Annotated in this window: 24 protein-coding genes; 12 read left to right on the top strand and 12 right to left on the bottom strand. The window is 59.1% G+C overall.

Annotation, left to right across the window (positions count from 1 at the left end):
• Positions 1 to 79: 79 nt before the first annotated feature.
• Positions 80 to 637, bottom strand: a complete 558-nt coding sequence (locus DSCA_RS21140) for a helix-turn-helix domain-containing protein (protein WP_155318322.1) — start codon at positions 635 to 637, stop codon at positions 80 to 82.
• Between the two features lie 503 nt (positions 638 to 1,140).
• On the opposite strand from DSCA_RS21140, the gene DSCA_RS21135 reads away from it, so the two are divergent.
• Entirely contained in the window at positions 1,141 to 2,547 is a 1,407-nt protein-coding gene (locus DSCA_RS21135) for an amidase (RefSeq protein ID WP_155318321.1), read from the top strand.
• Positions 2,548 to 2,586: 39 nt separating this feature from the next.
• Here the strand turns inward: DSCA_RS21135 and DSCA_RS21130 are convergent, their stop codons facing one another.
• Positions 2,587 to 2,748: a hypothetical protein gene (locus DSCA_RS21130; RefSeq protein WP_155318320.1), complete on the bottom strand. Its 162-nt coding sequence runs from the start codon at positions 2,746 to 2,748 to the stop codon at positions 2,587 to 2,589.
• Between the two features lie 362 nt (positions 2,749 to 3,110).
• Here DSCA_RS21130 and DSCA_RS21125 point away from each other — a divergent pair, with 362 nt between their 5' ends.
• Together DSCA_RS21125 and cfa are read left to right on the top strand one after the other, a co-directional pair.
• Positions 3,111 to 4,028, top strand: a complete 918-nt coding sequence (locus tag DSCA_RS21125) for a ketopantoate reductase family protein (protein WP_155318319.1) — start codon at positions 3,111 to 3,113, stop codon at positions 4,026 to 4,028.
• A gap of 241 nt (positions 4,029 to 4,269) precedes the next feature.
• Positions 4,270 to 5,391 (top strand): cyclopropane fatty acyl phospholipid synthase, encoded by a 1,122-nt coding sequence (cfa, locus tag DSCA_RS21120; protein WP_155318318.1) that lies wholly within the window; start codon positions 4,270 to 4,272, stop codon positions 5,389 to 5,391.
• A gap of 147 nt (positions 5,392 to 5,538) precedes the next feature.
• Here cfa and DSCA_RS21115 read toward each other — a convergent pair whose 3' ends face one another.
• Positions 5,539 to 5,979, bottom strand: coding sequence for an alanyl-tRNA editing protein (locus DSCA_RS21115; protein ID WP_155318317.1), 441 nt, complete (start codon positions 5,977 to 5,979; stop codon positions 5,539 to 5,541).
• Between the two features lie 526 nt (positions 5,980 to 6,505).
• Between DSCA_RS21115 and DSCA_RS21110 the strand changes: the two genes are divergently transcribed.
• Both DSCA_RS21110 and DSCA_RS21105 read left to right on the top strand, forming a co-directional pair.
• Entirely contained in the window at positions 6,506 to 7,093 is a 588-nt protein-coding gene (locus DSCA_RS21110) for a peptide-methionine (S)-S-oxide reductase (RefSeq protein ID WP_269434684.1), read from the top strand.
• A gap of 26 nt (positions 7,094 to 7,119) precedes the next feature.
• The gene (locus DSCA_RS21105; protein ID WP_167527891.1) at positions 7,120 to 7,575 is read left to right on the top strand and encodes a MaoC family dehydratase; all 456 of its coding nucleotides are present in this window, start codon (positions 7,120 to 7,122) and stop codon (positions 7,573 to 7,575) included.
• Between the two features lie 37 nt (positions 7,576 to 7,612).
• On the opposite strand, the gene DSCA_RS21100 is transcribed toward DSCA_RS21105, so the two are convergent.
• Complete coding sequence (locus tag DSCA_RS21100; protein WP_155318314.1) at positions 7,613 to 8,956, bottom strand: sulfite oxidase; 1,344 nt, start codon at positions 8,954 to 8,956, stop codon at positions 7,613 to 7,615.
• A 285-nt stretch (positions 8,957 to 9,241) separates the two neighbouring features.
• Here DSCA_RS21100 and DSCA_RS21095 point away from each other — a divergent pair, with 285 nt between their 5' ends.
• On the top strand, positions 9,242 to 10,576 hold the full coding sequence (locus DSCA_RS21095; protein WP_155318313.1) for an MATE family efflux transporter: 1,335 nt from the start codon (positions 9,242 to 9,244) through the stop codon (positions 10,574 to 10,576).
• On the top strand, positions 10,486 to 10,899 hold the full coding sequence (locus tag DSCA_RS32025; RefSeq protein WP_167527890.1) for a GIY-YIG nuclease family protein: 414 nt from the start codon (positions 10,486 to 10,488) through the stop codon (positions 10,897 to 10,899). Before DSCA_RS21095 ends, DSCA_RS32025 begins: the two co-directional genes overlap by 91 nt.
• 28 nt (positions 10,900 to 10,927) lie before the next feature.
• Here the strand turns inward: DSCA_RS32025 and DSCA_RS21085 are convergent, their stop codons facing one another.
• On the bottom strand, positions 10,928 to 11,755 hold the full coding sequence (locus DSCA_RS21085; RefSeq protein WP_155318311.1) for an NYN domain-containing protein: 828 nt from the start codon (positions 11,753 to 11,755) through the stop codon (positions 10,928 to 10,930).
• A 166-nt stretch (positions 11,756 to 11,921) separates the two neighbouring features.
• Between DSCA_RS21085 and DSCA_RS21080 the strand changes: the two genes are divergently transcribed.
• The 5 genes from DSCA_RS21080 to DSCA_RS21060 all read left to right on the top strand — a co-directional run bounded on the left by DSCA_RS21080 (position 11,922) and on the right by DSCA_RS21060 (position 18,597).
• Entirely contained in the window at positions 11,922 to 12,221 is a 300-nt protein-coding gene (locus DSCA_RS21080; protein ID WP_155318310.1) for an AF1514 family protein, read from the top strand.
• Positions 12,222 to 12,768: 547 nt separating this feature from the next.
• Positions 12,769 to 15,447: a pyruvate dehydrogenase (acetyl-transferring), homodimeric type gene (gene aceE, locus DSCA_RS21075; protein ID WP_155318309.1), complete on the top strand. Its 2,679-nt coding sequence runs from the start codon at positions 12,769 to 12,771 to the stop codon at positions 15,445 to 15,447.
• Between the two features lie 15 nt (positions 15,448 to 15,462).
• The gene (locus DSCA_RS21070; protein ID WP_155318308.1) at positions 15,463 to 16,752 is read left to right on the top strand and encodes a 2-oxo acid dehydrogenase subunit E2; all 1,290 of its coding nucleotides are present in this window, start codon (positions 15,463 to 15,465) and stop codon (positions 16,750 to 16,752) included.
• Between the two features lie 47 nt (positions 16,753 to 16,799).
• On the top strand, positions 16,800 to 18,233 hold the full coding sequence (gene lpdA, locus DSCA_RS21065; protein ID WP_155318307.1) for a dihydrolipoyl dehydrogenase: 1,434 nt from the start codon (positions 16,800 to 16,802) through the stop codon (positions 18,231 to 18,233).
• Positions 18,234 to 18,396: 163 nt separating this feature from the next.
• Positions 18,397 to 18,597, top strand: coding sequence for a cold-shock protein (locus DSCA_RS21060; RefSeq protein WP_155318306.1), 201 nt, complete (start codon positions 18,397 to 18,399; stop codon positions 18,595 to 18,597).
• A gap of 206 nt (positions 18,598 to 18,803) precedes the next feature.
• Here the strand turns inward: DSCA_RS21060 and DSCA_RS21055 are convergent, their stop codons facing one another.
• The 7 genes from DSCA_RS21055 to DSCA_RS21025 all read right to left on the bottom strand — a co-directional run bounded on the left by DSCA_RS21055 (position 18,804) and on the right by DSCA_RS21025 (position 24,463).
• Positions 18,804 to 19,361 carry a protein-tyrosine phosphatase family protein gene (locus DSCA_RS21055; RefSeq protein ID WP_167527889.1) on the bottom strand — a complete coding sequence of 186 codons (558 nt, stop codon included), beginning with the start codon at positions 19,359 to 19,361 and terminating at the stop codon, positions 18,804 to 18,806.
• Between the two features lie 268 nt (positions 19,362 to 19,629).
• Entirely contained in the window at positions 19,630 to 20,118 is a 489-nt protein-coding gene (locus DSCA_RS21050) for a universal stress protein (protein ID WP_155318304.1), read from the bottom strand.
• Between the two features lie 33 nt (positions 20,119 to 20,151).
• Positions 20,152 to 20,520 carry a hypothetical protein gene (locus tag DSCA_RS21045; protein ID WP_155318303.1) on the bottom strand — a complete coding sequence of 123 codons (369 nt, stop codon included), beginning with the start codon at positions 20,518 to 20,520 and terminating at the stop codon, positions 20,152 to 20,154.
• Between the two features lie 345 nt (positions 20,521 to 20,865).
• Positions 20,866 to 21,729 carry a mechanosensitive ion channel family protein gene (locus tag DSCA_RS21040; protein ID WP_155318302.1) on the bottom strand — a complete coding sequence of 288 codons (864 nt, stop codon included), beginning with the start codon at positions 21,727 to 21,729 and terminating at the stop codon, positions 20,866 to 20,868.
• Positions 21,730 to 21,810: 81 nt separating this feature from the next.
• Positions 21,811 to 23,430: a chaperonin GroEL gene (gene groL, locus DSCA_RS21035; protein ID WP_155318301.1), complete on the bottom strand. Its 1,620-nt coding sequence runs from the start codon at positions 23,428 to 23,430 to the stop codon at positions 21,811 to 21,813.
• Positions 23,431 to 23,446: 16 nt separating this feature from the next.
• Positions 23,447 to 23,734 carry a co-chaperone GroES gene (gene groES, locus DSCA_RS21030; RefSeq protein WP_155318300.1) on the bottom strand — a complete coding sequence of 96 codons (288 nt, stop codon included), beginning with the start codon at positions 23,732 to 23,734 and terminating at the stop codon, positions 23,447 to 23,449.
• A 396-nt stretch (positions 23,735 to 24,130) separates the two neighbouring features.
• Positions 24,131 to 24,463, bottom strand: coding sequence for a hypothetical protein (locus DSCA_RS21025; RefSeq protein WP_155318299.1), 333 nt, complete (start codon positions 24,461 to 24,463; stop codon positions 24,131 to 24,133).
• Positions 24,464 to 24,900 lie beyond the last annotated feature (437 nt).

Below are 24,900 nucleotides of genomic sequence, written 5' to 3'. Positions count from 1 at the left end.
AACAGGTTCAGCCGGGCAGGAATCCGGATGCCGACATCTTTCATTTTTCCCTCGGACCTGCCGTTTCTCCCGAATGTGCTCAAGGAACGTAAATGACGTCCACGCATTTCACATCCCGATGATCGGCCGGAAGGGCATAATGGGGGACGCTGGAGTCGTAATAAACACAGTCACCGGCTTCCAGAAGGTACTCGTCCCCGCCATGGAAAAACCGCATGGCGCCTTCGAGCACCAGCACCATCTCCTCACCGTCATGCTGGAAAACCAGGCTTTTTTTGGAGTCGGCCGGAATCGTCAAAATGGACGGTTCCATCTTTTTATCGGGATATTTATGCGCCAGGGTTTCGTATGAGTAACCGAAGCCGGCACCGGTCTTGGCCATGAATTGACGCTCGCCCTTCTTGACAACGGAACAGCGGACAGCCTTCTTCTCTTCTCCGAAGATCTGGGAGAGGGTCACGCCAAGCGCCTTGGCAATGACGATCAGGGTGGATACGGGCGGTGATTTTTTGGAATTCTCGACTTTGGACAGATAGCCTTTGGTGAGACCGGCTTTTCCGGCCAGGGTCTCCAGGGTGAATTTTCGGGAAAGGCGAAGGGCCTTGATGTTTTTTCCGATCTGGGATTCCGGAATCATTCACACCTCCCACTGGTTCAGTAAACTTGTGGCCGGCAACTGCCGGGACAGCGGTTCCCTTTTCAACGTCGATCCCGGCCGGAGATGCGGTAAGGCGATGCGGACCGTATGGGGCCATGGCTCGAACCTGACGACCGAAAGGGCTCCGTTCCGGGCCGTCAAGTTTCATGATTGAAATTTCATGCAACGCCAATCAATTTCAACTATAAGTAATATTTATATAAATAGAACTAAAGAAGTGTTTCCGGATTGGAAACTTATTGCGCTGGCGAGCATATGTCAAGCAATTTTTTATTGCGGTTCTGTTTCCTTATGCGCAACAGTTGCTGAATCGGATTCCGTAAATAATCCAGCCGCCGGCCGGGCTGAAGCGAAGCACGCCCTGCGGATAGGCCGGCGTTGAATTAAACACAACCGAATTGACGGGCATCAGCGGATCATGTAATCCAATGCACCATGGCGCAGACCGCGCCTTCGTCTTTCACCTCCTGTAAGGAGCTTTGATGAAGCCAATCAGCCACGAATCCGCCTGGCGGCTGGCCGCCCGCATCGCCAGAAGAGAAATTACCCCGCTGGAAGTCATGCGCGACACCCTCGACCGGATGGACCGGGTCAATCCCGGCCTGAATGCCTTCGTCTCGCTGCGGCCGGAAGCGGCCATGGCCGAGGCGCGGGCCATGACCGAGAAAATAGCGGCAGGAAAACCCGTCGGGCCCCTGGCCGGCCTGCCCCTGGGCGTCAAGGACCTGGAGGATGCCGCCGGCATGGTGACCAGCTATGGCTCCATCCCCTTTAAGGACAATCGGGTGCAGGGCGATTCGGTTCAGGTGGCGCGGCTCAGGGCGGCGGGCGCCATTGTGGTGGGGAAAACCAATGTGCCGGAGTTCGGATTTACCGGTTTCACCAAAAACAGGCTCCACGGCATGACCCGCAATCCGTGGAATCGGGAGCGGACTCCGGGCGGCTCCAGCGGAGGGGCGGCGGCAGCCATTGCCGGAGGCCTGGTGCCGCTGTGCACGGGATCCGATGCCGGGGGGTCCATTCGCATCCCCGCCTCCTATTCGGGTTGTTTCGGGCTCAAACCCTCCTTCGGCCGGATTCCGGTGGGGCCGTCGCCGGTCTTGAGCTACAGCGCCATGACCGTGATGGGGCCACTGACCCGGACGGTAAGGGATGCCGCCCTCTACATGGACTGCGTGGCAGGGTATCACCCGGCAGACCCCTATTCCCTGCCCAAGCCGCCAAGGCCCTATCTGGCCGGTATCGACGACCTTCCGGACCGGCTGAAAATCGCCTTCAGCCCGGATCTGGGATACGCCAGGGTTCAAAATGATGTGTTATCGTGTGTGGAACAGGCGGTGCACGCCTTCGGGGAGATGGGCCATCGGGTGGAACGGTGGACCGGGCGCCTGCCGGATACGGCCGAGGTCTGGACGCCCCTGATCGGCACGGATATTTACGCCCAGCTCGCCGGTGTGCTGGAAACCGACCGGGGGGACATCGGAAGAACCCTGGCCGCCGTGGTAGACCGGACCCGGCGTCTTACGGTGGCGGAACTCACCGCCTTTCAACAGCTGCGGGCCCGGTTGAACCGGGAGTTGCAGGCGCTCTTCGAAAAATTCGACATTCTGCTCACCCCCACCATGCCCACCGAGGCGTTCGCCGCCGGCGGACCGCCGCCAGCTGAAATTGACGGGCAGCCCATCCCCCTGCTGGGGGCCGTGGCCTTTACCTATCCCTTTAATCTTTCCGGACACCCGGCCGCCTCTGTGCCGGCAGGACTGACGGCAAACGGACTGCCGGCAGGACTTCAGATCGTCGCGCCCCGGCATCGGGATGATCGCGTCCTTCAGGCGGCCCGGGCCTATGAAAGGATAAGACCCTGGAATGACCGCTGGCCCGGCCGATAGGGACCGGGGCCCGGCAACGGTCGGCCACGGGTTGGCCGCTCAATAGAGGCGCAGGCCGTCCATAACGGATTGGCGGCTGTCACGGGCGGTCATCAACTGATAGCGATCTTCATCCGCAGCGTCCACGGCAGTAAACAATGACCGCTCCAGGCGCCCGGCCTGTAATGTCTGCACGCGATGCAACAGAACGCAGGTATCCATGCAAAGGCGTTTATCCTTGTACCGATTCGGACAATTGAGACACGGTGACTGAATCATGGGACCTCCTTTATCATTTTAAGTGCCCATCGATTAACGGCAACATCGGCACCGGCTACCATCTGGAAGAATACAAAATGGGTGCCAGAAACAACCCGTTGAAAACACATCGTTTTTAGGATAAGGGTAAATCTTGTATTGGAAATTTTTTTGACAGGTTGTAAATCCCGAGGTCCAGGGCCTTGACTGCCGATCATGGCGGGCGGCGGATGTCATTGCGCCGATTTCGGCCGGATTCGTTACCCTGGATGCTGCCGGGGCCTTAAGCGGTCCGGGCGGACAATGGGAAAGAAGGAGCATTGAGCATGAAGGAGATTCGAACGGTAGCCATCGTGGGCGCCGGCGCCATGGGCGCAGCCTATGCAGCCATGTTTACCGATGCAGTCGGTTTTTCCGTCTCCTTCGTGGCTCGGGGTGAGCGTTACGAGCGTCTCAAAAACCAAACCCTGACCGTAAACGACCGGCTGTATCATGTCCCCGTGGTTCACCCGGACCTGCGTCCCGAACCAGCGGATCTCGTTCTGGTGGCCTTGAAACACCATCATCTGGACGGCGCTGTCGGCGACATCGCCGCCCTGACTGGCGAGGAGACGACCGTCCTTTCGGTGATGAACGGCCTGGAAAGCGAGGCAACCATCGGGGCGGCCTGCGGCAGGGACAAGCTGGTCTACGCCATTGCCGTTGGCATCGACGCCCTGCGTGCAGACCAACGTTTCTCCTATGCCAATCCCGGCAAAATCATTTTCGGTCCCATGGCGAATGACGACAGCGGGCCACGGTTGGCGCGCATCGGGGAAGCATTAAACCGGGCGGGAATTGCCTGCGAGGTGCCGGCGGACATCATGCGGGCCATGTGGTGGAAATTCATGATCAATGTGGGCATCAACCAGGCGTCAGCCGTTCTGCGCGCCCCCTACGGCGTCTTTCAATCCTCTGCCGAAGCCCGGTCGCTGATGCGGTCGCTGATGAGGGAAGTGGTGGAACTGGCCGGAGAAGCCGGCATCGACCTGACCGAAAAAGATATCGATGCGTGGGAACAAATATTGATGAAGCTGTCTCCGGCAGGAAAAACATCCATGCTTCAGGATGTGGAGGCCGGCAGAAAAACCGAAGTGGAAATTTTTGCCGGCAAGGTGGTCGCCATGGGACAAGCCTATCGGATCCCCACGCCGGTAAACGAAACCATGCAGCAGATCATAAAGGTGATCGAACACAGAAATTGAAATTCCACTTGCCCCCCGGCGCCGCAGCGCGCTATGGTATTTATGAGTATTCGTCGGGAAAGGACCCGGCGATCCGACTGCGTTTCCGCACCATCTGAGTTCCCGGTTTTAGGACACCCCATCCCCTCCCTGAGGCGCCCCCGGAAGCGCTTTCGATCTCCCGTTTCCGAACCGTCCTTTTCCTGGAAGGCGTTGACCGGAAAATCGGCAACGACCGTGAACGAAAACAGGGGAGCGGATCATGAAAAAAACATCACCCCAACGCCTGGTTCCGGAGTTGTTCGGATCTGCCGATATCGTTATCAACGGCACCCGACCCTGGGATATCCAGGTGCACAACCCTGCTTTTTACAATCGGCTGGTGGCTGGCGGCTCCCTTGCCCTGGGGGAGAGCTATATGGACAGCTGGTGGGACTGCGAGGCCCTGGACCAGCTCTTCTACCGGATCCTGCGATTCCGCCTGGATCAACAGGCAGCCCGATCCATCAAGTTGTTGTGGTCCGGCATCCGATCCGCAGCGACATGCTCGCCGGGCCGTTTCCGTGCTTTTGCCATCGGCAGGCGCCACTATGACATCGGCAACGATCTGTTTACACTGATGCTGGACAAATGGATGAACTACTCCTGCGCCTACTGGCGGGATGCCGGGAATCTCGACGAGGCCCAGCGGTCTAAAATGGACCTGATCTGCCGCAAACTGCAACTTCAACCCGGCATGCGGCTCCTGGATGTGGGGTGCGGATGGGGCGGCCTGGCCGCCTATGCGGCCAAACGATACGGCGTCGAGGTGACGGGCATCACGGTTTCCAGGGAGCAGGCCAAACTGGCCCGGAAACGCTGCCGGGGGCTGCCGGTAACCATCGAAAAAAAGGATTACCGCCGGTTGAACGGCACCTTCGATCGAATCGTTTCGGTGGGCATGTTCGAGCACGTGGGGGCGGGCCGCTACCGCACCTTCATGCGAAGGATTCGAGGCTGCCTGGCGCCCGAGGGACTGTTTTTACTGCACACCATCGCCGGCAACCGGTCGGTCCGCTTCTGCGATCCCTGGATATCCAAGTATATCTTCCCCAACTCCATGCTGCCCTCCGGCCGGCAGATTGCCTCGGCGGCGGAAAAACTGCTGGTGATGGAGGACTGGCACAGCTTCGGGCCGGATTATGATCCGACGCTGCTGGCCTGGCATCACAACTTCATTGCAAACTGGAACCGCATCAAGCAGGCCTATGACGGCCGCTTTTTTCGCATGTGGACCTACTACCTGCTGGCCTGCGCCGGATCCTTCCGCGCCCGCAGAAACCAGCTGTGGCAGATCGTCTTTTCGAAAGAGGGACTGCGCCCGGGGTATCGAAGCGTGAGATAACCGCCCCTGACTCGCTGGGTGCGCCAGCGGTTTTATCTCCCGCCCATAGGGCTCCCCGGCCTCGCTCAGGAAAGCCTGGCCGTCGCCGACGGCGAAATCGCTAACCGAACGACCATGGGCGGATGGACCACCGACATCTGGGCCTTCTCAAGGACGCGTCAGCTTGAAGCGAATGCGCAGGACCCCGTTTTCATGCCCGGACGACGTGATCCGAAATCGCCCGATGTCTCCGGTCGCGGACACATGGGGGCCGATGCACGGGCAGTGGTCGTAATCGCCGATGCTCACGATACGGATTCGGTCCCCCGCATGGTCGGGCAACCGCGACAGGTTATAGGCGCTGCGGGCGTCATCGATGGGAACGAACCGTTCCGTAACCGCCTGGTTCGCCTCGATCACCCCATTGACGTCCTCTTCCAGTGACGCCACCTCCTCGTCGGTCAGCGGTCTGTCGAATCGATAGTCGCATTTGGATTTTTTACGCTCGATATGGGCGCTGAAGCATCGGCCGCAATCAAACCGGCGTACCATGGCCTGGTTAAGGAGATGCTCGGCGCTGTGCATGCGTGGATCGACCTGCTTTTTCATTTTCCTCCTTCGACGATGCGTCGGCAACGCCCGCATAAAAATCAATGTGTTGAATATGTCATGCAGACCAGACCTCATCGTCAACCCCAAAAAACCGTCCGGCAACGTGTTTTGCGCCAAAGCGGTATTCAGTCGCGGGGGTCCACCGTCTGTCGTTGCCCTCCTGTCGGCCCCTCTTTATCGAATCTTTACAGAACACTGATAAGGAACGGGGCGTGTTGGACAGGATCAATTGACATGTATCGCCCGAGGATGAAAACGGGCTGCCCAAAAGAGGACCCTTGCAATGAAAAAAAGATGCTGCATCAGCCACCTGTCGTGTTTAGTTTATTTGGGCGTGCTGTTCTTGCTGTGGAGCTGCTCCCCGGCGATGGACTCGCAGGCAAACCATGAATCGGAACCAACGGAGGCGGCCATGAACCTGGCACATGAAATCGAGGCCCCATCCCCTTCAATCCCACCCATCGATATGTCGGCACCGGCGGTTTTCGAAACCGCCTCCTTCGGCCTGGGTTGATTCTGGGGCATCGAATCCCGGTTCGGGATGATCGAGGGCGTCATTCGAACCCGCGTAGGGTACGCCGGCGGCCGGCAGGATAATCCGGACTACGGCCATATCGGTGACCATACGGAAACGGTGCAGGTGGATTATGATCCGCAGCGCATCTCCTACGACGGACTGCTGGACATCTTCTGGCGCAGCCACAAACCCACCGGGCGTGCGTGGTCCCGGCAGTACATGAACGCGATATTTTACCACGACGACCGGCAACGGACGCTGGCGACGGTATCCCGGTCGGCCGTTGAGAAAAAACTCGGCCGGCAGGTCAAGACCGAGGTGGCGCCCCTGCGCACGTTTACCCTTGCAGAAGACTACCACCAGAAGTATATTCTCAAACAGCACGATAACCTGAGGGCCGAGATGTCCCGGATTTATCCGGTTCATCGTGATTTGATCGACTCGACCGCTGCTGCCCGCCTCAACGGCTACGCGGCCGGGCACGGCAGCAGGGATCAACTGGCCCGCGAGATCGACCGCCTGGGCCTGACGGAGGCGGGCCGGAAAGCCGTGGTGGCGATGACCGACCGCCAGTGGAATTATGATCGTCAGTAAGTCCGCCGTGAAAGGAAATGGAAGCCATGGGCCGGCGCGGAATTTATTATGAGGAGTTCTCGGCGGGCCGGCGGTACAGCACCGACCGCCGCACGGTCACCGAAGCGGACCATCTCAACTTTACCACCGCCTTCGGCTTTTTCGAGCCCCTGTTCATGGACCGGGACTATGTCAAACGCGAAACGCCCTACGAAAAGCCCGTCGTTCCCGGGGCGCTGACGTTCTCCATGGCCGAGGGCCTGACGATCCTTTCGGGCATCCTGCACGAAACGGGCATCGCGTTTCTGGGAGTCGATCTGACGGTGGTCCGACCGGTCTTTGTCGGCGACACGATCAGGGTGGCCATCGAGGTGGTGGATCGACGGGAAACCCAAAAAACCGATCGGGGCATCGTGTGGTTTTCTCATCAGGTGAGCAATCAGGACGATGAAACCGTCATGGCCTATACCATCAGGCGCATGATCAGGCGCAAACCCCGATAGGCTTTCCGCCGGCGCCGGGTATTGCGGGAACTCGCATTTACGTGACGACGACCCTCACGGCGTGTTCATCGACGCCGTTGTTGCCGTAGCCGAGGAAATTCCAGGTTGCAGACATGGGCTGCTGCCCGCCCTGGTCGTCGACGGCCCGTGACCAAAGTGTGTGGTCCCCCCCCCGGTCAGGACGCCAGACATACTGCCATTGCCGCCAGGCATAAGGTTCATCAGGGCCAATGAATTCGGCCGGTTGCCACGAGGCGCCGTGGTCGGTGGACACGTCGACCTGCGCCACGCGACCTTCACCGGCATAGGCGGCGCCGAGAACCACCACATCGCCTTTCTTCAACCGCTCACCGGCCAGCGGGCGGGTGATGATGGAGTTGAGACGGATGGCGGTGACCACCTCCCCGGACGCGGGCATCTGGCCTTTTTGAAACACCCGGTAGACCTGGTCCATGAAAAACCCCTTGAACGGCCTTTCCAGGACCGTAATTCGATTGAGCCATTTCACGCAGTTGGCGCCCGTCCATCCCAAGGCCAGGGCCCGCAGGGGATAGCCATGCTTCAGGGGCAGTGGGTCCCCGTTCATTTCATAGGCCAGCAGGGTGGATGACATCGCCTTTTCGATAGGTATGCTGCGGACGAATTTGATCCGGGACTTGCCAAGCGGGGTGTCCATGCCTTCGAAAGCGACATGGGCGGCCCGGTCCGCCAGGCCGGATTTGTTCAGCAAATCGCGAAGCCAGATACCGCCCCACACCGCATTGCCGACACCGCCGATGGTCCATGGGTTCCCGGGGGCCCTTTTTTCAAGCAGCGACCGGCTGTTGCCCGAACACTCCAGGGTATTGGCAACGATGGCTTTGGGGAGGCTCTGGATCCGGTCCAGGTCCAGTTTCAATGATTGGTTGACGTCACCATCGATGGTCAGCCGCCAGGTGTCCAAATCAGCCGGCGCATCGGGGATCTGGCCCTGGTTGCGGTCGAAAAAAACCGCATTGGGGGTAATCCAGGATCGCAGCCGCGCTGCCGGGGTTTCGGCGTTCAACGGATTGTCGGTCATGATACGCATGGACGTGGTCATCGCTCCGGTCCCCTTTTCTGATGGGTTATCGTGCTCCGGGCAGTTGCCGTATCCGCCATCAGGTGTCCGTTCAGGGCACGAATTCGGTTGGTCCGCAGGTTCTTTTACCCATGGGCCGGGGCAAAGCAGCGACAGGTGGAGCAAGCGGTTGAAGCACGGACGCGACCGGGTGGCGGCATGCTCACCGGAGCAGACGGGAATGGTCCTCAAATCAGTATAGCGGCAGTATCCGCCCGGCGTCAATGGCCGGTGCACCTCCTGCCCAACCACCGGGTCGATTGGAATTCGAGGGTCACCCATGGGCCGGCAGAAAGCCACCGTGGCGCTTTCACCATCGCCGCCCGATGGAATGCCGTCTCATACGCCGGCCGGTCCTTGCAGGCGATGCCTTTTTTGGCGGTCCGGGCCCGGAGTTCGGGTATCCAGAAATTCGGCCCGCATCCATCGAAAAACAATTAATCCTGAAGCGCCCGTTGCGTTGACAGGCGAAGGTCCGCTTTTTTCATTGAAAACGGCCGGCAATGACGTCATAAGAATCGTCGGTCCACGGTGACCGATCCGACACCTGTGCACGAAAGGCCGGCAATGCCCGCAGACGCCCATACCGCCCGATTCCTCAAATCGCCCCTGCGAACCTTTTTCTCACTCTGGGTGCCGGTGTTATTCTCCCTGGTTGCCGAGCCGGTGACCGGCCTGGTTGACACGGCCTTCGTGGCCCGCCTGGGAGCCGATTCACTGGCGTCGCTGGGCGTGGGCACCATGGTATTGTCCAGCGTGTTCTGGATCTTCAATTTCCTGAGTGTGGGCAGCCAGACGGAAGTGTCCCAGGCCCTGGGGCGCCGGGATATGGCGCGCGGAGTGCGCATGGGTTCCCTGGCCATGTTCCTGGCCCTGTGCGCCGGACTGGCCCTGACGCTGCTGGCATGGGTTTTCGCCGCACCGGTGGCCACGGCCATGGGGGCGGCCGGGGCGGTTCATCGGCAGGCCGTGGTGTATATTCAGTGGCGGGCCGTCGGCGCCCCTGCGGTCCTGCTGACCCTCACCGCCTTCGGGATCCTGTACGGCCTTCAGGAGATGCGCCTGCCCCTGTGGATTGCCGTGGGGGTCAACGCCATGAACATCCTCCTCGACGGGATCCTGATATTCGGTTGGGGTCCCGTGCCGGCCATGGGCATCGCCGGTGCCGCGGCGGCCAGCGCCCTCAGCCAGTGGATCGGTGCCGGCTGGGCCGCATACCGGGTTTACCGGCGACTCGGGTTTACGCGGCGGATACAGATCATCGATGTCAGGCGGCTGCTGCGGGTGGGAGCGGACATGTTCGTTCGCACGGGCATGCTGACGGTCTTCCTGCTGCTGGCGACCCGCGCGGCCACACGGCTGGGGCCCGAGGCGGGCGCGGCGCACCAGGCCATCCGCCAGGTGTGGGTGTTTACGGCGCTTTTCCTGGATGCGTCGGCCATTACCGCCCAGAGCCTGATCGGTTGGTTTGTCGGCTCCGGACAGGTTGCCGAAGCACGCAAGGTGGCCGGGTTCGTCTGTTTATGGAGCACCATGGTGGGGACGATGCTGGCGGCGGCCATGCTTGGGGGGCGCCACCTCATCGCCGACACCCTCGTGCCGCCCTCGGCCCGGGCCCTGTTCTTCCCTGCCTGGATGGCCGCTGCCCTGACCCAGCCCATCGGCGCACTGGCCTTTGTTACCGATGGCATCCACTGGGGAACGGGAGACTTTCGCTACCTGAGAAATGTGGTGGTCCTGGCCACCGCCTGCGGCGCACTGGGCATCTGGATGCTGGGCGGGGGATCGCCCGACCTGTTGACGGGCATCTGGTGGGTCACCGGCGCCTGGATCTCGATCCGGACCTGCTTCGGCCTGCTTCGTATCTGGCCGGCAATTGGAAAAAGTCCCTTGAAGGGCTGACGGAGACCCCCATCAGCGACGACGCCAACAACGACTGGTTCGTGTACATCCTGCGCTGCGGCAACGGCGCGCTGTATACCGGCGTCACCACGGACGTGCCGCGGCGGGTTCGCGAACATGCGGACCAGGGCCGGCGTTGTGCCCGCTTCACCCGGGCCTTCTCCCCCGTGGAGCTGGTATACAGCTGCCGGGTAGGCGCCAAACGCCTGGCCTACCGGGTTGAATACGGCATCAAAAAGCTGCCCCGGGAAAAGAAAATCATGGTGGTTTCGGAAAACGTCTCCCTTGCGAAACTGTTGGCGTATCTCCGGATAGAGGCGTGATCGGGCCTTCGATGGCGCCGGCGGCGAATCACTCCTCCGCATGGAAGCTGCGGATGATGTACCCCCCGGATTTTTCGTCCGGCTCCAGTTCCATGAGGCCCCGGCTGGCAGCCTCGTCGAGCAGGCGTTTGAAGGAGCGGAATCCGTAGTAGGATTCGTTGAACCCCGGGCGGCGGCGCTTGAGGGTCTGCTTGACCATGGAGCCCCAGATTTTATCTTCCGACCCGCGCTCTTCGGCCAGGGCCTCCAGGGTCTCCATCACCAGGTCCAGGGCCTCCTGGGTCAGCGTTTCGGCATCTTCTTTGGTCGCGGCCCCGGCAGCCGGTGCTTTCGGGCCTTTGGCCGCCGGTTTGCGGGCCGGTTTTCTGGCCTTTTTCTTCTTTCGGACCAGGTCGTCGTAATAGATGAATTCGTCACAGTTGGCGATCAGCAGATCGGAACTGGAGTTCTTCACGCCCACACCGATGACGTTTTTGTTGTTCTCCCGCAATTTGCTGACCAATGGCGAAAAATCCGAATCTCCGCTGACAATCACGAAGGTATCCACATGGGATTTGGTGTAGCACAGGTCCAGGGCATCGACCACCATGCGGATGTCTGCGGAATTCTTTCCCGACTGGCGCACGTGGGGGATCTCGATCAGTTCGAAGGCCGCTTCGTGCATGGCCGCTTTGAATTCCTTGTACCGCTCCCAGTCGCAGTAGGCTTTCTTGACCACGATGCTGCCCTTGAGCAGCAGCCGCTCGAGCACTTTGCTGATATCAAACTGGGCGAAGCGAGCATCGCGCACACCAAGGGCCACATTTTCAAAATCGCAGAACACGGCCAGATTGGTCGCTTCCAGGGTCTTGCTCATAGTTTCCTTTCCGGATTTTCATTTCAATTGATCAGGAATCAAGCATACCCCGATTGGTCAAAAAAAGAAACGCTGATGATGCGCCCTCACCCGGCCTTGATTTACAAAGGCCGAAAGCGACTTATTTTTCGGAATGCAACCACGTTTCCAAGAAAGGAAAACACCAATGGCTGAACTTCAAACCACATCCACCGAGTATACCCGCGATACCGTAAAGATGACCGTTGAAGACGCGACGCTGGACCTGAATGAAGCCAGGGCCATGGCCAAAGCCAAGGCTCGGGACATGGACAGCAATGCCATGATGCTGTCCTACCACAGCGGCAAAACCGGCGAATTCTGGCCCAATTACGAATGCGGCGGCAGTGGGCGGCCGCCATGGCTCGTGTTTGCCGAATCCAGGGGCTACAACCTGAAAATCGATATCAACAACGGGGATTATGAGTTTTTCTATCTGCGCTTTTAGGGGCTACGGGCCAGCCTGCCGGACCATTCGCCTTGAACCGTCCTGGCGGGGCGGCCTTTCCCCGGTGGCTGGAAAAACGTCCTTTCGGTACCAACGCAATCCATTTTCACAGCCGACAGGCAACCGCCCGGCGCAGGAGCCTGTCGGCCAGCCCCGTTATAATCGTGGGCGCCGCCGTACCGCAGGCGTCCGTGCCACCACCATCCACGTCGGACGTTCCAAAAACGCCCGTTCACGTCACGCCTATTGACACGCGTTCGGGTTCGGCCCGATAATGGGTGATGCCCATCCATAAATGGTTATTTTGCCCGATCGCTGCGTTGTACGAAAAGTTTTATCCCCGGAATATCAACGATATGCCTCCGGATAAATTTTTCGCACGCCTTGATCTCGACCGAAATCCCTTATTTCTGGACGGACACGAGGTAACATTCCAGATGTCCGGCAACCCTGTGTTGCCATGTGTCCTGCAATGCTTCCGGCGGGCGTTTCCCGGACACCCGGCGACCGCCTCCAGCCACGTGTAGTCTATGAAAGGAATGTGCCCATGCGCCATGAAGATGCCGACGCCATTGCCGGTGAGGTCGTGGCCGAAAACCGGGAGTGGATCGAAAGCCTGGACTATGTATACGAAAGCCAGGGGCCCGCACGGGTTTTAGAACTGCTGCGACACCTTCAGGTAAGGGCCCAGCAGCGCGGCGTTCAGGTCCACTTTTCCGCCAATACGCCTTATATCAACACCATTGGGGTGACCCGCCAGCCGGCCTTTCCGGGCAGCCGGGAAATCGAGCGGCGCATCAAGAGCATCATCCGCTGGAATGCCATGGCCATGGTGGTGCGGGCCAACCGCCAGCACGCAGGCATCGGCGGACACATCTCCACCTTTGCCTCCAGCGCCACCCTCTATGAGGTGGGCTTCAACCATTTCTTCCGGGCCAAAAGCGCCGGCCACCCCGGCGACATGGTTTTTTTTCAGGGCCACGCGGCGCCGGGGATCTATGCACGGGCCTTTCTGGAGGGGCGCATCACCGAAACGCAGATGGAGAATTTCCGCCGGGAACTCGCCGAGGGCGGGGGCCTGAGTTCCTACCCCCATCCCTACCTCATGCCCGACTTCTGGCAATTTCCCACCGTATCCATGGGGCTGTCGCCGATCATGGCCATCTACCAGGCCCGCTTCAACCGCTATATGGAAGACCGGGGCATCAAACCCCCCGACGACCGGCGGGTGTGGGCTTTTTTGGGTGACGGCGAGACCGACGAACCGGAAACGCTGGGGGCCATCACCCTGGCGGCCCGGGAGCGGCTGGACAACCTGGTTTTCGTGATCAACTGCAACCTCCAGCGCCTGGACGGCCCCGTTCGCGGCAACGGCAAGATCATCCAGGAACTGGAAGCGGCCTTTCGCGGGGCCGGCTGGAACGCCATCAAGGTGATCTGGGGGGACGACTGGGATCCGCTGCTGGCCCAGGATGACCAGGGACTGCTGGCCAGGCGCATGGAGGAGGTGCCCGACGGCCAGTACCAGATGTACTCGGTGGCCGGCGGCGACTATATCCGCAAGGATTTTTTCGGGCGCTACCCCCAATTGGCCCGCATGGTAGACGGCTATACCGACGAACAATTGCAGAAACTGCGCCGGGGCGGCCACGACCCCCAGAAAATCTATGCGGCGTACCAGTCGGCCGTCGAGCACAGTGAGGGGCCGACGGTCATCCTGGCCAAGACCATCAAGGGCTATGGCCTGGGAGAGGCGGGCGAGGGACGCAACGTCACCCACCAGCAGAAAAAACTCAACGAACAGGAATTGCGCCATTTCAGAAGCCGTTTCGGCATCCCCATCCCCGACGACCAGATCCAGGAGGCTCCCTTTTACCGGCCCGGGGAAAACAGCGAGGAAATCCGCTACCTGAAGGAAAGGCGGCGTGCGCTGGGCGGCTACCTGCCGGCACGCAGCGTCTCGGTACCCATCTTCCGGCCGCCGGCAAAAACCCTGTACACCGATTTTCTGAAAGGATCAGGCGGCCGCGAGGTGGCCACCACCATGGCCATGGTGACCCTGCTGGCCAAACTGCTGGCGGATGAAAAAATCGGGCGCTATATCGTGCCCATCGTGCCCGACGAAGCCCGAACATTCGGCATGGAGAGCCTGTTTCGCAAGATCGGCATTTACTCCCACGTGGGACAGAACTATGAGCCGGTGGATCGCAGCAGCCTGCTTTACTACAAAGAGGCCACCGACGGCCAGATTCTGGAGGAAGGCATCACCGAGGCCGGGTCCATGGCCTCGTTCATCGCCGCCGGAACGGCTTATTCCACCTTCGACATCAACATGGTGCCCTTCTTTTTCTTTTACTCCATGTTCGGCTTCCAGCGCATCGGCGACATGATCTGGGCCGCCGGCGACGTCCAGGCCCGGGGATTTTTACTGGGGGCCACGGCCGGGCGCACCACCCTGGCCGGCGAGGGCCTTCAGCACCAGGACGGCAACAGCCATATCCTGGCGCTTCCCAACCCGTCGCTGCTGGCCTACGACCCGGCCTTCGCCTTCGAAATCGCCGTCATCGTGCGCGAGGGGCTTCGACGGATGCTCGAAGAAGGCGAGAACCTGGTTTACTACCTGACCATCACCAACGAATTCTACCCCATGCCCGCCATGCCCGCCGGTGCGGAAACGGGAATCCTCAAGGGCATCTACAAATTCTCGCAGTCGTCTCTTAAAAAATCCAAAGCCAGGGCACACCTGCTGGGCAGCGGTGCCATTCTCAACGAGTGCCTCAAGGCCCGGGACCTGCTGGAGGCGGACTTCGGCGTTGCAACCGATGTCTGGAGCGTCACCAGCTACAAAAATCTCTACTGGGATGCCCAGGATACCGAACGCACCAACCGGCTCAACCCGGAGAAAAAGCCCCGCCGTTCCTTTCTGCAACAGCAGACCGACGGTGAATCCGGGGTTTTCGTGGCTGCCTGCGACTACCTCAAGGCCCTGCCGGAAAGCATTGCCCGCCAGTTGCCCGGGCCGGTGGTGGTCCTGGGGACCGACGGGTACGGCCGCAGCGAAACCCGCGACGCCCTGAGGGACTTTTTCGAAGTGGATGCCCGTCACATCGCCTTTTCGGCCCTGGCCGCCCTGGCCCGGGAAAAGGCCGTTCCCATGACCGCGGTGAAAAAGGCCCGCAAATCGTTCCAAATAGACCCCGAACGTGTCAATCCTTTATTCGCATAGAAGAAGGAGCCCCCCATGCTACAGGAAGTCAAGGTACCGGAAATTGGTGAGAATGTCGAATCGGGCGTTGTCGTGGCCGTCCACGTCAAGGCCGGGGATACGCTGGCGGTGGACGACACCGTGATCGAACTGGAAACGGACAAGGCCCTGGTGGAAATTCCGTCCCCCTTCAGCGGCCGGGTGACCGAAGTGCTGGCCAGGGAGGGGGCCCAGATGAACGTTGGCGATGTGATCGCCCGGGTGGAAACCGATGCATCGCCGGCCAAAGAGGCGGAAAAGCCCACGGAGACGGCCGTCCCGGCAACCGAAACCGCAGGCAGGGTCGAAGAAGCCGTTGCGATCCCCTTGCCGCCGGCGCCAGCGGCGGAGGAGGCTGAACCGCCCCCGGAGCAGCGCCAGGCGGGGCGCGGCCGTCCGCTGGTGCCGGCATCGCCCTCGATCCGGCGCCTGGCCCGGGAGTTGGGGGTCGACATTGCCGCGGTCAGAGGAAGTGGCCCCGGCGGCCGGATAACCGAAGCGGACATCAAAACCCATGTGCGGCACCGGCAGACTGCCGCTCCGGGAAGCACCGGCGAAGCGCCGGCGCTGCCCGATTTCAGCCGATGGGGCCCGATCGACGTCGAAGCGATGGACACGGTCCGGCGGTTGACGGCTCAGAGTACGGCAGGCTCCTGGACGGCCATACCCCACGTCACCCAGTTCGATGAAGCCGACATCAGCACGGTGAACGCATTCATCCAGAAAAATGCGGCCAAAGTGGAAAAGGCCGGAGCCAAACTCACCATAACGGCTGTCATCACCCGGGTGTGCGCAGAAGCGCTGAAACGGTTCCCACGATTCAACGCCAGTATCGACATGGCCAACCAGCGGGTCATCCTCAAACGATACGTTCATATCGGCATCGCCGCCGACACCTCCCGGGGCCTGCTGGTGCCGGTGATTCGCGATGCCGACAAAAGCAGCCTGGTCGACCTGGCCCTGGTCATCGGGGATCTGTCGTCACGGGCCCGCAGTAAAAAAATCAAATCCGATGAAATGGAAGGCGGCACCTTTACCATCTCCAACCAGGGTGGCATCGGCGGAGTGGGGTTCACCCCCATTGTCCTGTGGCCCCAGGTGGCCATCCTCGGGGTAAGCCGGTCCACCATCAAGCCGGTGTTTGTGAAGGACCGCTTTGAGCCGCGGACCATCCTGCCCCTGTCCCTGTCCTACGATCACCGCATCATTGACGGGGCCGATGCAGCGCGCTTCCTGCGCTGGATCGGCGCGGGACTGGAACAGCCCTTAAGCCTGTTTCTTGAATAACCGACGGGCATCACCCGACAACCTAGCGAAGAAAGCGAGCTGGATTCATGGAGGACAACAACACACAAGTGGCGGTCATCGGCGCCGGTCCCGGCGGTTATGCGGCGGCATTTCTGGCGGCTGACATGGGCATGGCCGTCACCCTCATCGACCCGGCGGAAAATCCCGGGGGAGTATGCCTTTACCGCGGGTGCATTCCCTCCAAGGCCCTTTTACACGTGTCCCGGCTGATCGACGAAGCGTCTCATGCTGCGGACTGGGGTGTCTCCTTCGGCAAACCGAAAATCGACATCCAGCGGATGCGGGCCTGGAAATCGGAAATCATCGACGGCCTCACCGGCGGGCTGGGACGTCTGGTGGCCCAGCGAAAGATCAATCACGTCCGGGCCACCGCCCGGTTTATGGACGACCACACCCTGTCGCTGGCAGACATGGAAGGAAAAACAAGCACCCTGGGCTTTGCCCATGCCGTCCTGGCCACTGGCTCGGCTGCCGTGGACATACCGCTGTTCCCGGCCGATTCGGATCGGATCTGGAACTCGAAAAAAGCCCTGGATCTGGAAACGGTGCCCACAACCCTGCTGGTGGTGGGCGGCGGTTATATCGGCCTGGAACTGGGCAGCGTCTATGCGGCCCTGGGGTCGGACGTAACCGTGGTGGAAATGCTGCCCCACCTGTTGGCCGGTGCGGACCGGGATCTGGTTCGCTTCCTCGCCAGACGGCTGACGGACCGGTTTAAAGCCATCCTCCTCGGCACCACGGTGGCGGCGGCCAAGGTCCAGAAAAACGGCGTCAAGGTGACCTTCGGGGGCCAGGATGACAAGCCCCTTACCCGGCTTTTCCAGCGGGTGCTCGTGGCCGTGGGCCGCCGGCCCCGGTCGGCCGGCCTCGGCCTGGAAACGGCCGGAGTGACGCTGGATGAGGGCGGCTTTGTCAAAATCGATGCTCACTGCCGAACCGCGGCCCAGCATATTTTCGCCATCGGCGACGTGGCCGGACAGCCCATGCTGGCCCATAAGGCTGCCTACGAAGCACGCATCGCCGTGGAGACGATTGCCGGAAAAAATGTCATCGCCGATCCTGCCGCCATCCCGGCGGTGGTCTTCACCGATCCGGAGGTGGCCTGGACGGGCCTTACCGAGAGCGCGGCCAAAACCGGGGGGACGGCGGTCGAAGTGACCCGCTTCCCCTGGGCGGCATCCGGCCGCGCCGTCAGCCTGGGCCGCAGCGACGGGCTCACCAAACTGGTCATCGATCCAGCGTCCGAAAGACTGTTGGGCGCAGGCATCGTGGGGCCCGGCGCCGGAGAATTGATTGCCGAGGCAACCCTGGCCATTGAGATGGGCGCCAACGCCACCGATTTGGGGTTGACCATCCATCCGCACCCGACGCTTGCCGAAACCCTCAAGGAAGCCGCCGACATCTTCCACGGCACGGCCACGCATTATTACCGCCCCAAACGAAAGAAAAAAAATGAATAATTTTCTTGCTTTTCTTTTACCGGGTGATATGGTTGGAAATCATAAAAGGCCTGCCGTTGTTGACAGGCCGGTTTCTTTCTGAGGGAACGATCCATTTGTCAAAGTGGCCCCTGAAGTTTGAAGCAATGATTTTATTTTTTTTTATTCGTAGGAGGAAGTTAGAATGGCAAATGGTATCGTGAAGTGGTTTAACGACAGCAAGGGGTTTGGTTTTATCGAGCAGGAAGACGGACCGGATGTATTTGTTCATCATTCGGCAATCAATTCCAGCGGGTTCAGATCTCTCAACGAAGGTGATCGGGTTACCTTTGAAATCGAGCAGGGTCCCAAAGGTCCCGCCGCAGCAAACGTGACCGTGGTCTAACACTTCGTTTTTCGGTTTTTTTAAGGGCACTCCGTTTTTTCGGAAGGCCCTTTTCTTTTTTCCTCGCAGTAAACCGGTCGCGGCGTTCATCAGACAACGGTCATTCTTTCCCAAAAAACTGACGCCCCCCGGCCCCCTTGAGGCCAACGGATGAAGGGCGCTTCATCCCTGCCGCCGTCTGATGGGAAAATCGGGACCGATTGAAGCTATCGGGTCCACCAATCATTCATCCGAGCATATTTTCGAAAAAACCTTCCCAGGCGGGAACGCCGTTGTTCCAGATCAGGCGGCCTTTTGACCGCCGGTTTGCCGATCGACCTGCTGTAAGCATCCAGAAAATCCCATTGCCGCCTGCTGTTGGGTTTGGCCGGCGTATGGCCCAGCATGTCCTGTGCATCTTCCAGAGTATACCCCTGGTCGAGCAGCCATGCGGTGACCATCGTGCCGGTGCGCCCAATTCCAAATCGGCAATGCACCAACACTTTTTTGTGTTGCGCCAGGATCCCATTTAGCCATTGGATTGCCTGTTGCGCCAGATCAGAATCAGGGGCATCTTCGTCGGCAACGGGCAGCCAGTGGACCTCCAAACCCTCTGCGGCCTCTATTTCATTCAGGTCATAGCATTCGGCGCATAAATTCAGGACCGCCTCAATGCCACAGGCCTTAAGGGCCTCGATATCCGCCCGGGAGTGGGGGGCATAACCGACGGCCATGTCTGGTGTAATCCATTTAAGCGGGTAAGTGGTGGTTGCTTTCGGGGTCATGGTCTGCCTCCTGTCCATCGCATGGGTCTTCGCCAGTCGCCTCTTGCGATCCGTGCCCTCCTGGGCATGGATACCTGCATGGGCCTGCCGGCGCCAGGCACCGCAGCTGTCGTCGGTCAAATAAGGGCCTATGACCGGTGATCACCCATAATTCCGGCCGTATCGTTTTCCCGGGTGCTATCGATAATGCCCCGCATCAGCCCGCCAAGGTCCAAACATACCCCAAATCCATGAAAATCCCGCCTATCTTTTAAGTCCCCCCGTGCGTTTACCGGCCCTCACCCTTTTCCGGGCGAACGCTGAGCAGCGGAAACGGGCTGTGCCGGAACATTTTTTCGGCAGTTGAGCCGAGCATGACATCGGCCAGATTGCTTCGCCCTTTGGTGCCGATGACAATCAGACGGGGGCGTTCTTCCCTGGCAATTTCGATCAGGCGCTTGAAGGGTACGCCCGTGGCGATGACGCTCCGATAAGGGATTTGGCTGCCGGCGGCCTGCTTTACCATGGCCGATATCGCGTCGGTGCGTTCCTCCTTGATCCCCTTCGTGTATCCACCGATGGTAGCTGGAAAATTGTCTATTTCGGCTTTTATTCTTTTCAGGGCGATTTCCATGGCCGAAATGTCGCGCTGGTTGATCACGTTGACAATCAGCAGTTCAGCGTTCAGATCCAATGCCAGCGAAACGCCACAGCGCAGGGCTTCAAGGGCATGGGCAGACAGGTCGCAGGCGATCATTATCTTAACATTGCGTTGCATACATTTCTCCTCGGTTGAACGACAATCGTCCAGCTAAAAATAGGTCAATAGATGCCTGACGCCCACCTTGTAATTGAAAATGCCATTCAATACATCTTCGCATCTGATGACTTCAGATGTCACCATCTGAAAGGGCGCGTCAGCCCAGGCGGCATCATTTCTCCTCAAGGTTATAATTTCCCCTTTGCGCAAACCAACCGAAGAAAAATAACTTGCCCCAATGGTAATATCTCTCTCACGCTCACTGACATCCACGCGGGGCGACCAGTGCCCCTCTTTCAGGATTTCACGGGAAAGCGGAAAATCAAGATTGACAAAACGGTTGAACAAATTGTCGATTTCGCTTTTGAAGCCCACGAGATTCCTACCCGGCCGTTTGCGGTTATGCATCAGATCAAACATATCTCATCCTCCCTTTTAAAAGATAGATGACAAGGACCCGATCGGCTTGGCCTGTCGCGGAACGTTCATCTTCTGGGAAACCTCATATCCGGTTTTATGGGGAAACGGAAACCCCCCGACCGGTTTTGCGCTCGACACAACAGGGCGAACCGAACCGCTGCTTGCTACCGGTCATTGGAGGGGCCTTTCTCGGGCCAGCGGGCCGGCGGAAGCCGGGCCGCTCGGGGACCGGTTCCAAAAGCCCGCCCAATCCGGATGAAAACCGTGAGGAATGACAACCGTGGAGCGGTTTGGGATAAATGGGTGCCGGCTGTTCCCGCGGACTGAAATACAACTGGAAGGGGTCTATTTTTCGGTTGCCTTGACTTGGTGAAACGTTTCGCTGGCGTTTTGCATGATCTGCAGATAGCGCCGGGTAATATCCTGCTCCAGGCGTGCACGTTTGCGCGCCGGAACCGTGACCCGCAATACCATATTATATCTTTCGGGCTCGGCAATCTGTATCTGAACGCGTGGTTCGATGCTCGGCTCCTCGAGGTTCTGGTGAAGCGCCTGGGCCTTCATGACCTTACCCGCTTTGTCAATATATGGAATGCTCACATCCCTGGCGGCCTGCAGCAACGCCTTTTCGGCGTTTTCCCATTGACCGTCGGCGTTAATCGGGATGGTCATCAGGTGAAAGACGTAGTCGCTCCACAAAAACGTCTCATTTTTTACGGTTGCCGACAGAAACAGACTGTTGGGCAGGTAGATGGTGAGCCCGGTATACTGATGGGTCTTGTCTCCCGGACCGATCTCCAGCAACGTCATGCCCATCAGATTCTGATCGATCACATCTCCACGGATATCGTTTACTTCGATGCGATCGCCTACGGTCACGAACTTTGTCGTGGTTCGATAAAAGAAACCGACCACATTCAACAGAAACTCCTTGGTGGCGATTACGATAGCCGCTGCTATCACCACAATGGATGCCGCAATGGTGCGCAGCTGCTCGAGCCAGACCACAACCAGAATACCGAATATCAGAAAGATGGTAATGTTGCGGACCCGAACGACCCATTGTCGTTTGAATGTCGGAGGAAACGTCTCCTTGTTTTTGATCCAATGAACAATGTATTTTCTGATGATCAAGACGATAATGATAAGAACCGTCGTACTTACCAGCTTCGTCGCGAAAGAACCGACCCAAAACGATTGCAGGTTCATCCGGTTTTCTTTCCTTCAAAAAAAGCCATACCTGTCCAGACAAGGGACAGGTATGGTGTTTATGCTGGAGCGTTTATCCGATCAGTACACGTCATCGCCCATCGGCGCGGCCGGTGTTTTCTTCTTCTCCGGCTTGTCGGCAATCATGGCTTCGGTGGTCAGCATGAGACCGGCAACGGATGCGGCGTTCTGCAGGGCGAAGCGTACCACCTTGGTGGGGTCGATGACCCCGGATACCAGCAGGTTTTCGTATTCGTCGGCAGCGGCATTGAAGCCATAATCGTCTTTTCCTTCCAGGACCTTGTTGACGACCACGGAGCCTTCCAGACCGGCGTTGCAGACAATCTGGCGCAACGGCTCCTGAAGGGCGCGCTTCAATATGGCCAGGCCATTTTTTTCATCGCCCTTTGCGTCAACACCCTCCAGGGCCGCCATGCATCGGATCAGGGCCACACCGCCACCGGGAACGACGCCCTCTTCGACCGCCGCCCGGGTGGCGTTCAGGGCGTCTTCCAGGCGTGCTTTTTTCTCTTTCATTTCGGTTTCCGTGGCCGCACCGATGTTGATCACCGCCACGCCGCCGATCAGTTTGGCCAGCCGTTCCTGAAGCTTCTCGCGATCGTAATCGGAGGTGGTCGCTTCGGTCTGGGCACGTATCTGGCTCACCCTCCCTTCGATGGCAGATTTGTTGCCGGCCCCGTCAACGAGGGTGGTGTTGTCCTTGTCAATCTTCGCCGTGCGGCACTTTCCCAGATCCGCCACGGTGAGGTTTTCCAGTTTGATGCCCAGGTCTTCGGAGACCACCTGGCCGCCGGTGAGAACGGCGATATCCTCCAGCATGGCCTTTCGGCGGTCACCGAATCCGGGCGCCTTGACCGCGGCCACCTTCAGGGTGCCGCGAAGCTTGTTGACGATCAGGGTCGCCAGGGCTTCTCCGTCCACATCTTCGGCAACCATCAGCAGGGGCCTGCCGGCCTGAGAAACCGATTCCAGCAGGGGCACCAGGTCCTTCATGTTCGAAATTTTCTTTTCATGGAGCAGAATATACGGATCCTCCAGTTCGACGACCATCTTCTCGGAGTCGGTAACGAAATACGGGGAGAGATACCCCCGATCGAACTGCATCCCTTCGACGACGTCCAGGGTCGTTTCCATGCCCTTGGCCTCTTCGACGGTGATGACGCCCTCTTTACCCACTTTTTCCATGGCCTCGGAGATCATCATGCCCACGGCCTGGTCATTGTTGGCGGAGATGGCACCCACCTGCTCGATTTCCTTGCGGTCCTTGGTGGGCTTGGACATCTTTTTCAAGGCGTCGACCACGACGGTAACGCCCAGATCGATACCCCGTTTGATGGCCATGGGATTGGCTCCGGCCGCCACCAGCCGCTGGCCCTCCGTGTAGATGGCCCGGGCCAGCACCGTTGCGGTGGTGGTGCCGTCGCCGGCCATATCGCTGGTCTTGCTGGCCACCTCCCTGACCATCTGAGCCCCCATGTTTTCAAACTTGTCCGTCAGTTCGATCTCTTTGGCTACCGTCACACCGTCCTTGGTGACCAGGGGCGACCCAAAGGCTTTGTTCAACACCACGTTGTTGCCCTTGGGGCCAAGCGTCACCTTCACCGCATCGGCCAGTGCATTGACCCCTTTGAGCATGGACTCTCGGGCCCGCGAGCCATAAACAATCTTTTTTGCAGCCATCTGTCTTTCCTCCCGATTATTGGATCACCCCAAGAATATCGTCTTCCCGCATGAACAGGTGTTCGACGCCGTCGATCTTAATCTCGGTGCCCGCGTATTTGGAGAAGAGCACCCGATCGTCCGTTTTCAATTCCATGGGCACCCGCGCTCCCCGTTCATCCAGTTTTCCGGGTCCGGCGGCAACAACTCTGCCTTCCATGGGTTTTTCCTTGGCGGTATCCGGAATAATGATCCCGCCTTTGGTTTTTTGTTCTTCTTCGACGCGAACCACCAGCACCCTGTCATTCAATGGCCTGACCTTCATTTTTTTCTCCTTTTTTGGGATTCCAGAAACTTGCCTGACGGGAACCTGCGCCACTCGCACCGGTGGCGTTGCCGCCGGTATCCGCGGCCATGTCCGTACATCAGTTTGTAATTGTCGAAATCAGGACAATGCCTGTTATGGATGTTCTCAACATTAAAGCGAAAAGACTTGTTGTCAAGACCGGAAAAAACAATTTTTTACTCAATACAAACAATATGTTGCAAAAATTTCATCTTCGGCCGGCATGCATCGGTGATGTGACTCGTAAAAGGGGCTGCAAACAAGCCTGCCACCGAAGCCAAATGCCTGACCCGCATCCGGGCAGGCATTTTTCGCGTGTCCGATGTCGACCCGACAGAGGGGTGACGGGTATCCTCCAGCCCACCGCCATTGAAATTAATGAATGTCGACGGTGCTGGTGCTTTTGTCGTAATTGCCCGTGTAAAGAACCATGTCCGGAAAATCGTCAAGGGAGATCCAGTTTTTTACCACAAGCCCTTTGTGATGGGCCGTTGCAGGATCATATATTCTGAATTCACTGGCACTTCGATGCAATTCCATGGGCCGGCTCACATATTTGAGGGACCATACCAGATCCGGATCCAGCTTCATTGCCACGACCATCTTGCGACCGACCTCTTCCGGGAGGTCTCTGGGCCTGGGAAGTTTGGGTCTCTTTACGGCAACAGCGGTGTCCCGGGCCTCTTTTTTCCAGAATTTCCAGTTCATCGAAGAGTATCCTTTCATGCTTGTCGATTTTGGTTCTCCGCATCGACCATGCCCTCCCGGCTGGAAGGCACTTTCAGCGGTGCAGAATCGTGCTACCAAAAAGCATACCAACTTATATCGACTCGACAGGGTGAGGCGTAAAACGAATACCGGTCCGGCGAGGAAAGGCCCGTTCCGGTCGTTCAGGCACCGGTTAGAGGCAATCAGCGACCGCAACCCGCGAACAGATAACGATGCCGCGCCGTTGAGGGGTCAAGGGAGGAACAGCTGGGTTCAGAACCAGAAGTTCCGATTTTCCGTAGAATCGGAAATGAGGGTTCTGCAAGCGTCTGGCAACGCACGTGGACGTCCATCGGGGAATGGCGCGGCATGCTTCCTATCAGAGCGGCAGGATTGGGTCTGCCGCCCCGCAGGAGTGAAGGCATGGCCCGCGGGTG

This window comes from Desulfosarcina alkanivorans (genome assembly GCF_009688945.1).
Taxonomy (GTDB): domain Bacteria; phylum Desulfobacterota; class Desulfobacteria; order Desulfobacterales; family Desulfosarcinaceae; genus Desulfosarcina; species Desulfosarcina alkanivorans.
The sequence above is the reverse complement of the archived record's forward strand: the minus strand, read 5'-3'. Positions and strand labels throughout refer to the sequence as shown.

Bases quoted from the DNA above. Each gene is read 5' to 3' on its own strand.
- aceE (WP_155318309.1), top strand. From the start codon at position 12,769: ATGCGCCATGAAGATGCCGACGCCATTGCCGGTGAGGTCGTGGCCGAA.
- DSCA_RS21060 (WP_155318306.1), top strand. From the start codon at position 18,397: ATGGCAAATGGTATCGTGAAGTGGTTTAACGACAGCAAGGGGTTTGGT.
- DSCA_RS21025 (WP_155318299.1), bottom strand. From the start codon at position 24,463: ATGAACTGGAAATTCTGGAAAAAAGAGGCCCGGGACACCGCTGTTGCC.
- DSCA_RS21070 (WP_155318308.1), top strand. From the start codon at position 15,463: ATGCTACAGGAAGTCAAGGTACCGGAAATTGGTGAGAATGTCGAATCG.
- lpdA (WP_155318307.1), top strand. From the start codon at position 16,800: ATGGAGGACAACAACACACAAGTGGCGGTCATCGGCGCCGGTCCCGGC.
- DSCA_RS21105 (WP_167527891.1), top strand. From the start codon at position 7,120: ATGGGCCGGCGCGGAATTTATTATGAGGAGTTCTCGGCGGGCCGGCGG.
- DSCA_RS21100 (WP_155318314.1), bottom strand. From the start codon at position 8,956: ATGGGTGACCCTCGAATTCCAATCGACCCGGTGGTTGGGCAGGAGGTG.
- DSCA_RS21045 (WP_155318303.1), bottom strand. From the start codon at position 20,520: ATGTTTGATCTGATGCATAACCGCAAACGGCCGGGTAGGAATCTCGTG.
- DSCA_RS21085 (WP_155318311.1), bottom strand. From the start codon at position 11,755: ATGAGCAAGACCCTGGAAGCGACCAATCTGGCCGTGTTCTGCGATTTT.
- cfa (WP_155318318.1), top strand. From the start codon at position 4,270: ATGAAAAAAACATCACCCCAACGCCTGGTTCCGGAGTTGTTCGGATCT.
- DSCA_RS21095 (WP_155318313.1), top strand. From the start codon at position 9,242: ATGCCCGCAGACGCCCATACCGCCCGATTCCTCAAATCGCCCCTGCGA.
- DSCA_RS21040 (WP_155318302.1), bottom strand. From the start codon at position 21,729: ATGAACCTGCAATCGTTTTGGGTCGGTTCTTTCGCGACGAAGCTGGTA.
- DSCA_RS21080 (WP_155318310.1), top strand. From the start codon at position 11,922: ATGGCTGAACTTCAAACCACATCCACCGAGTATACCCGCGATACCGTA.
- DSCA_RS21140 (WP_155318322.1), bottom strand. From the start codon at position 637: ATGATTCCGGAATCCCAGATCGGAAAAAACATCAAGGCCCTTCGCCTT.
- DSCA_RS21055 (WP_167527889.1), bottom strand. From the start codon at position 19,361: ATGACCCCGAAAGCAACCACCACTTACCCGCTTAAATGGATTACACCA.
- DSCA_RS21130 (WP_155318320.1), bottom strand. From the start codon at position 2,748: ATGGATACCTGCGTTCTGTTGCATCGCGTGCAGACATTACAGGCCGGG.
- groL (WP_155318301.1), bottom strand. From the start codon at position 23,430: ATGGCTGCAAAAAAGATTGTTTATGGCTCGCGGGCCCGAGAGTCCATG.
- DSCA_RS21125 (WP_155318319.1), top strand. From the start codon at position 3,111: ATGAAGGAGATTCGAACGGTAGCCATCGTGGGCGCCGGCGCCATGGGC.
- DSCA_RS21115 (WP_155318317.1), bottom strand. From the start codon at position 5,979: ATGAAAAAGCAGGTCGATCCACGCATGCACAGCGCCGAGCATCTCCTT.
- DSCA_RS21135 (WP_155318321.1), top strand. From the start codon at position 1,141: ATGAAGCCAATCAGCCACGAATCCGCCTGGCGGCTGGCCGCCCGCATC.
- DSCA_RS21050 (WP_155318304.1), bottom strand. From the start codon at position 20,118: ATGCAACGCAATGTTAAGATAATGATCGCCTGCGACCTGTCTGCCCAT.
- groES (WP_155318300.1), bottom strand. From the start codon at position 23,734: ATGAAGGTCAGGCCATTGAATGACAGGGTGCTGGTGGTTCGCGTCGAA.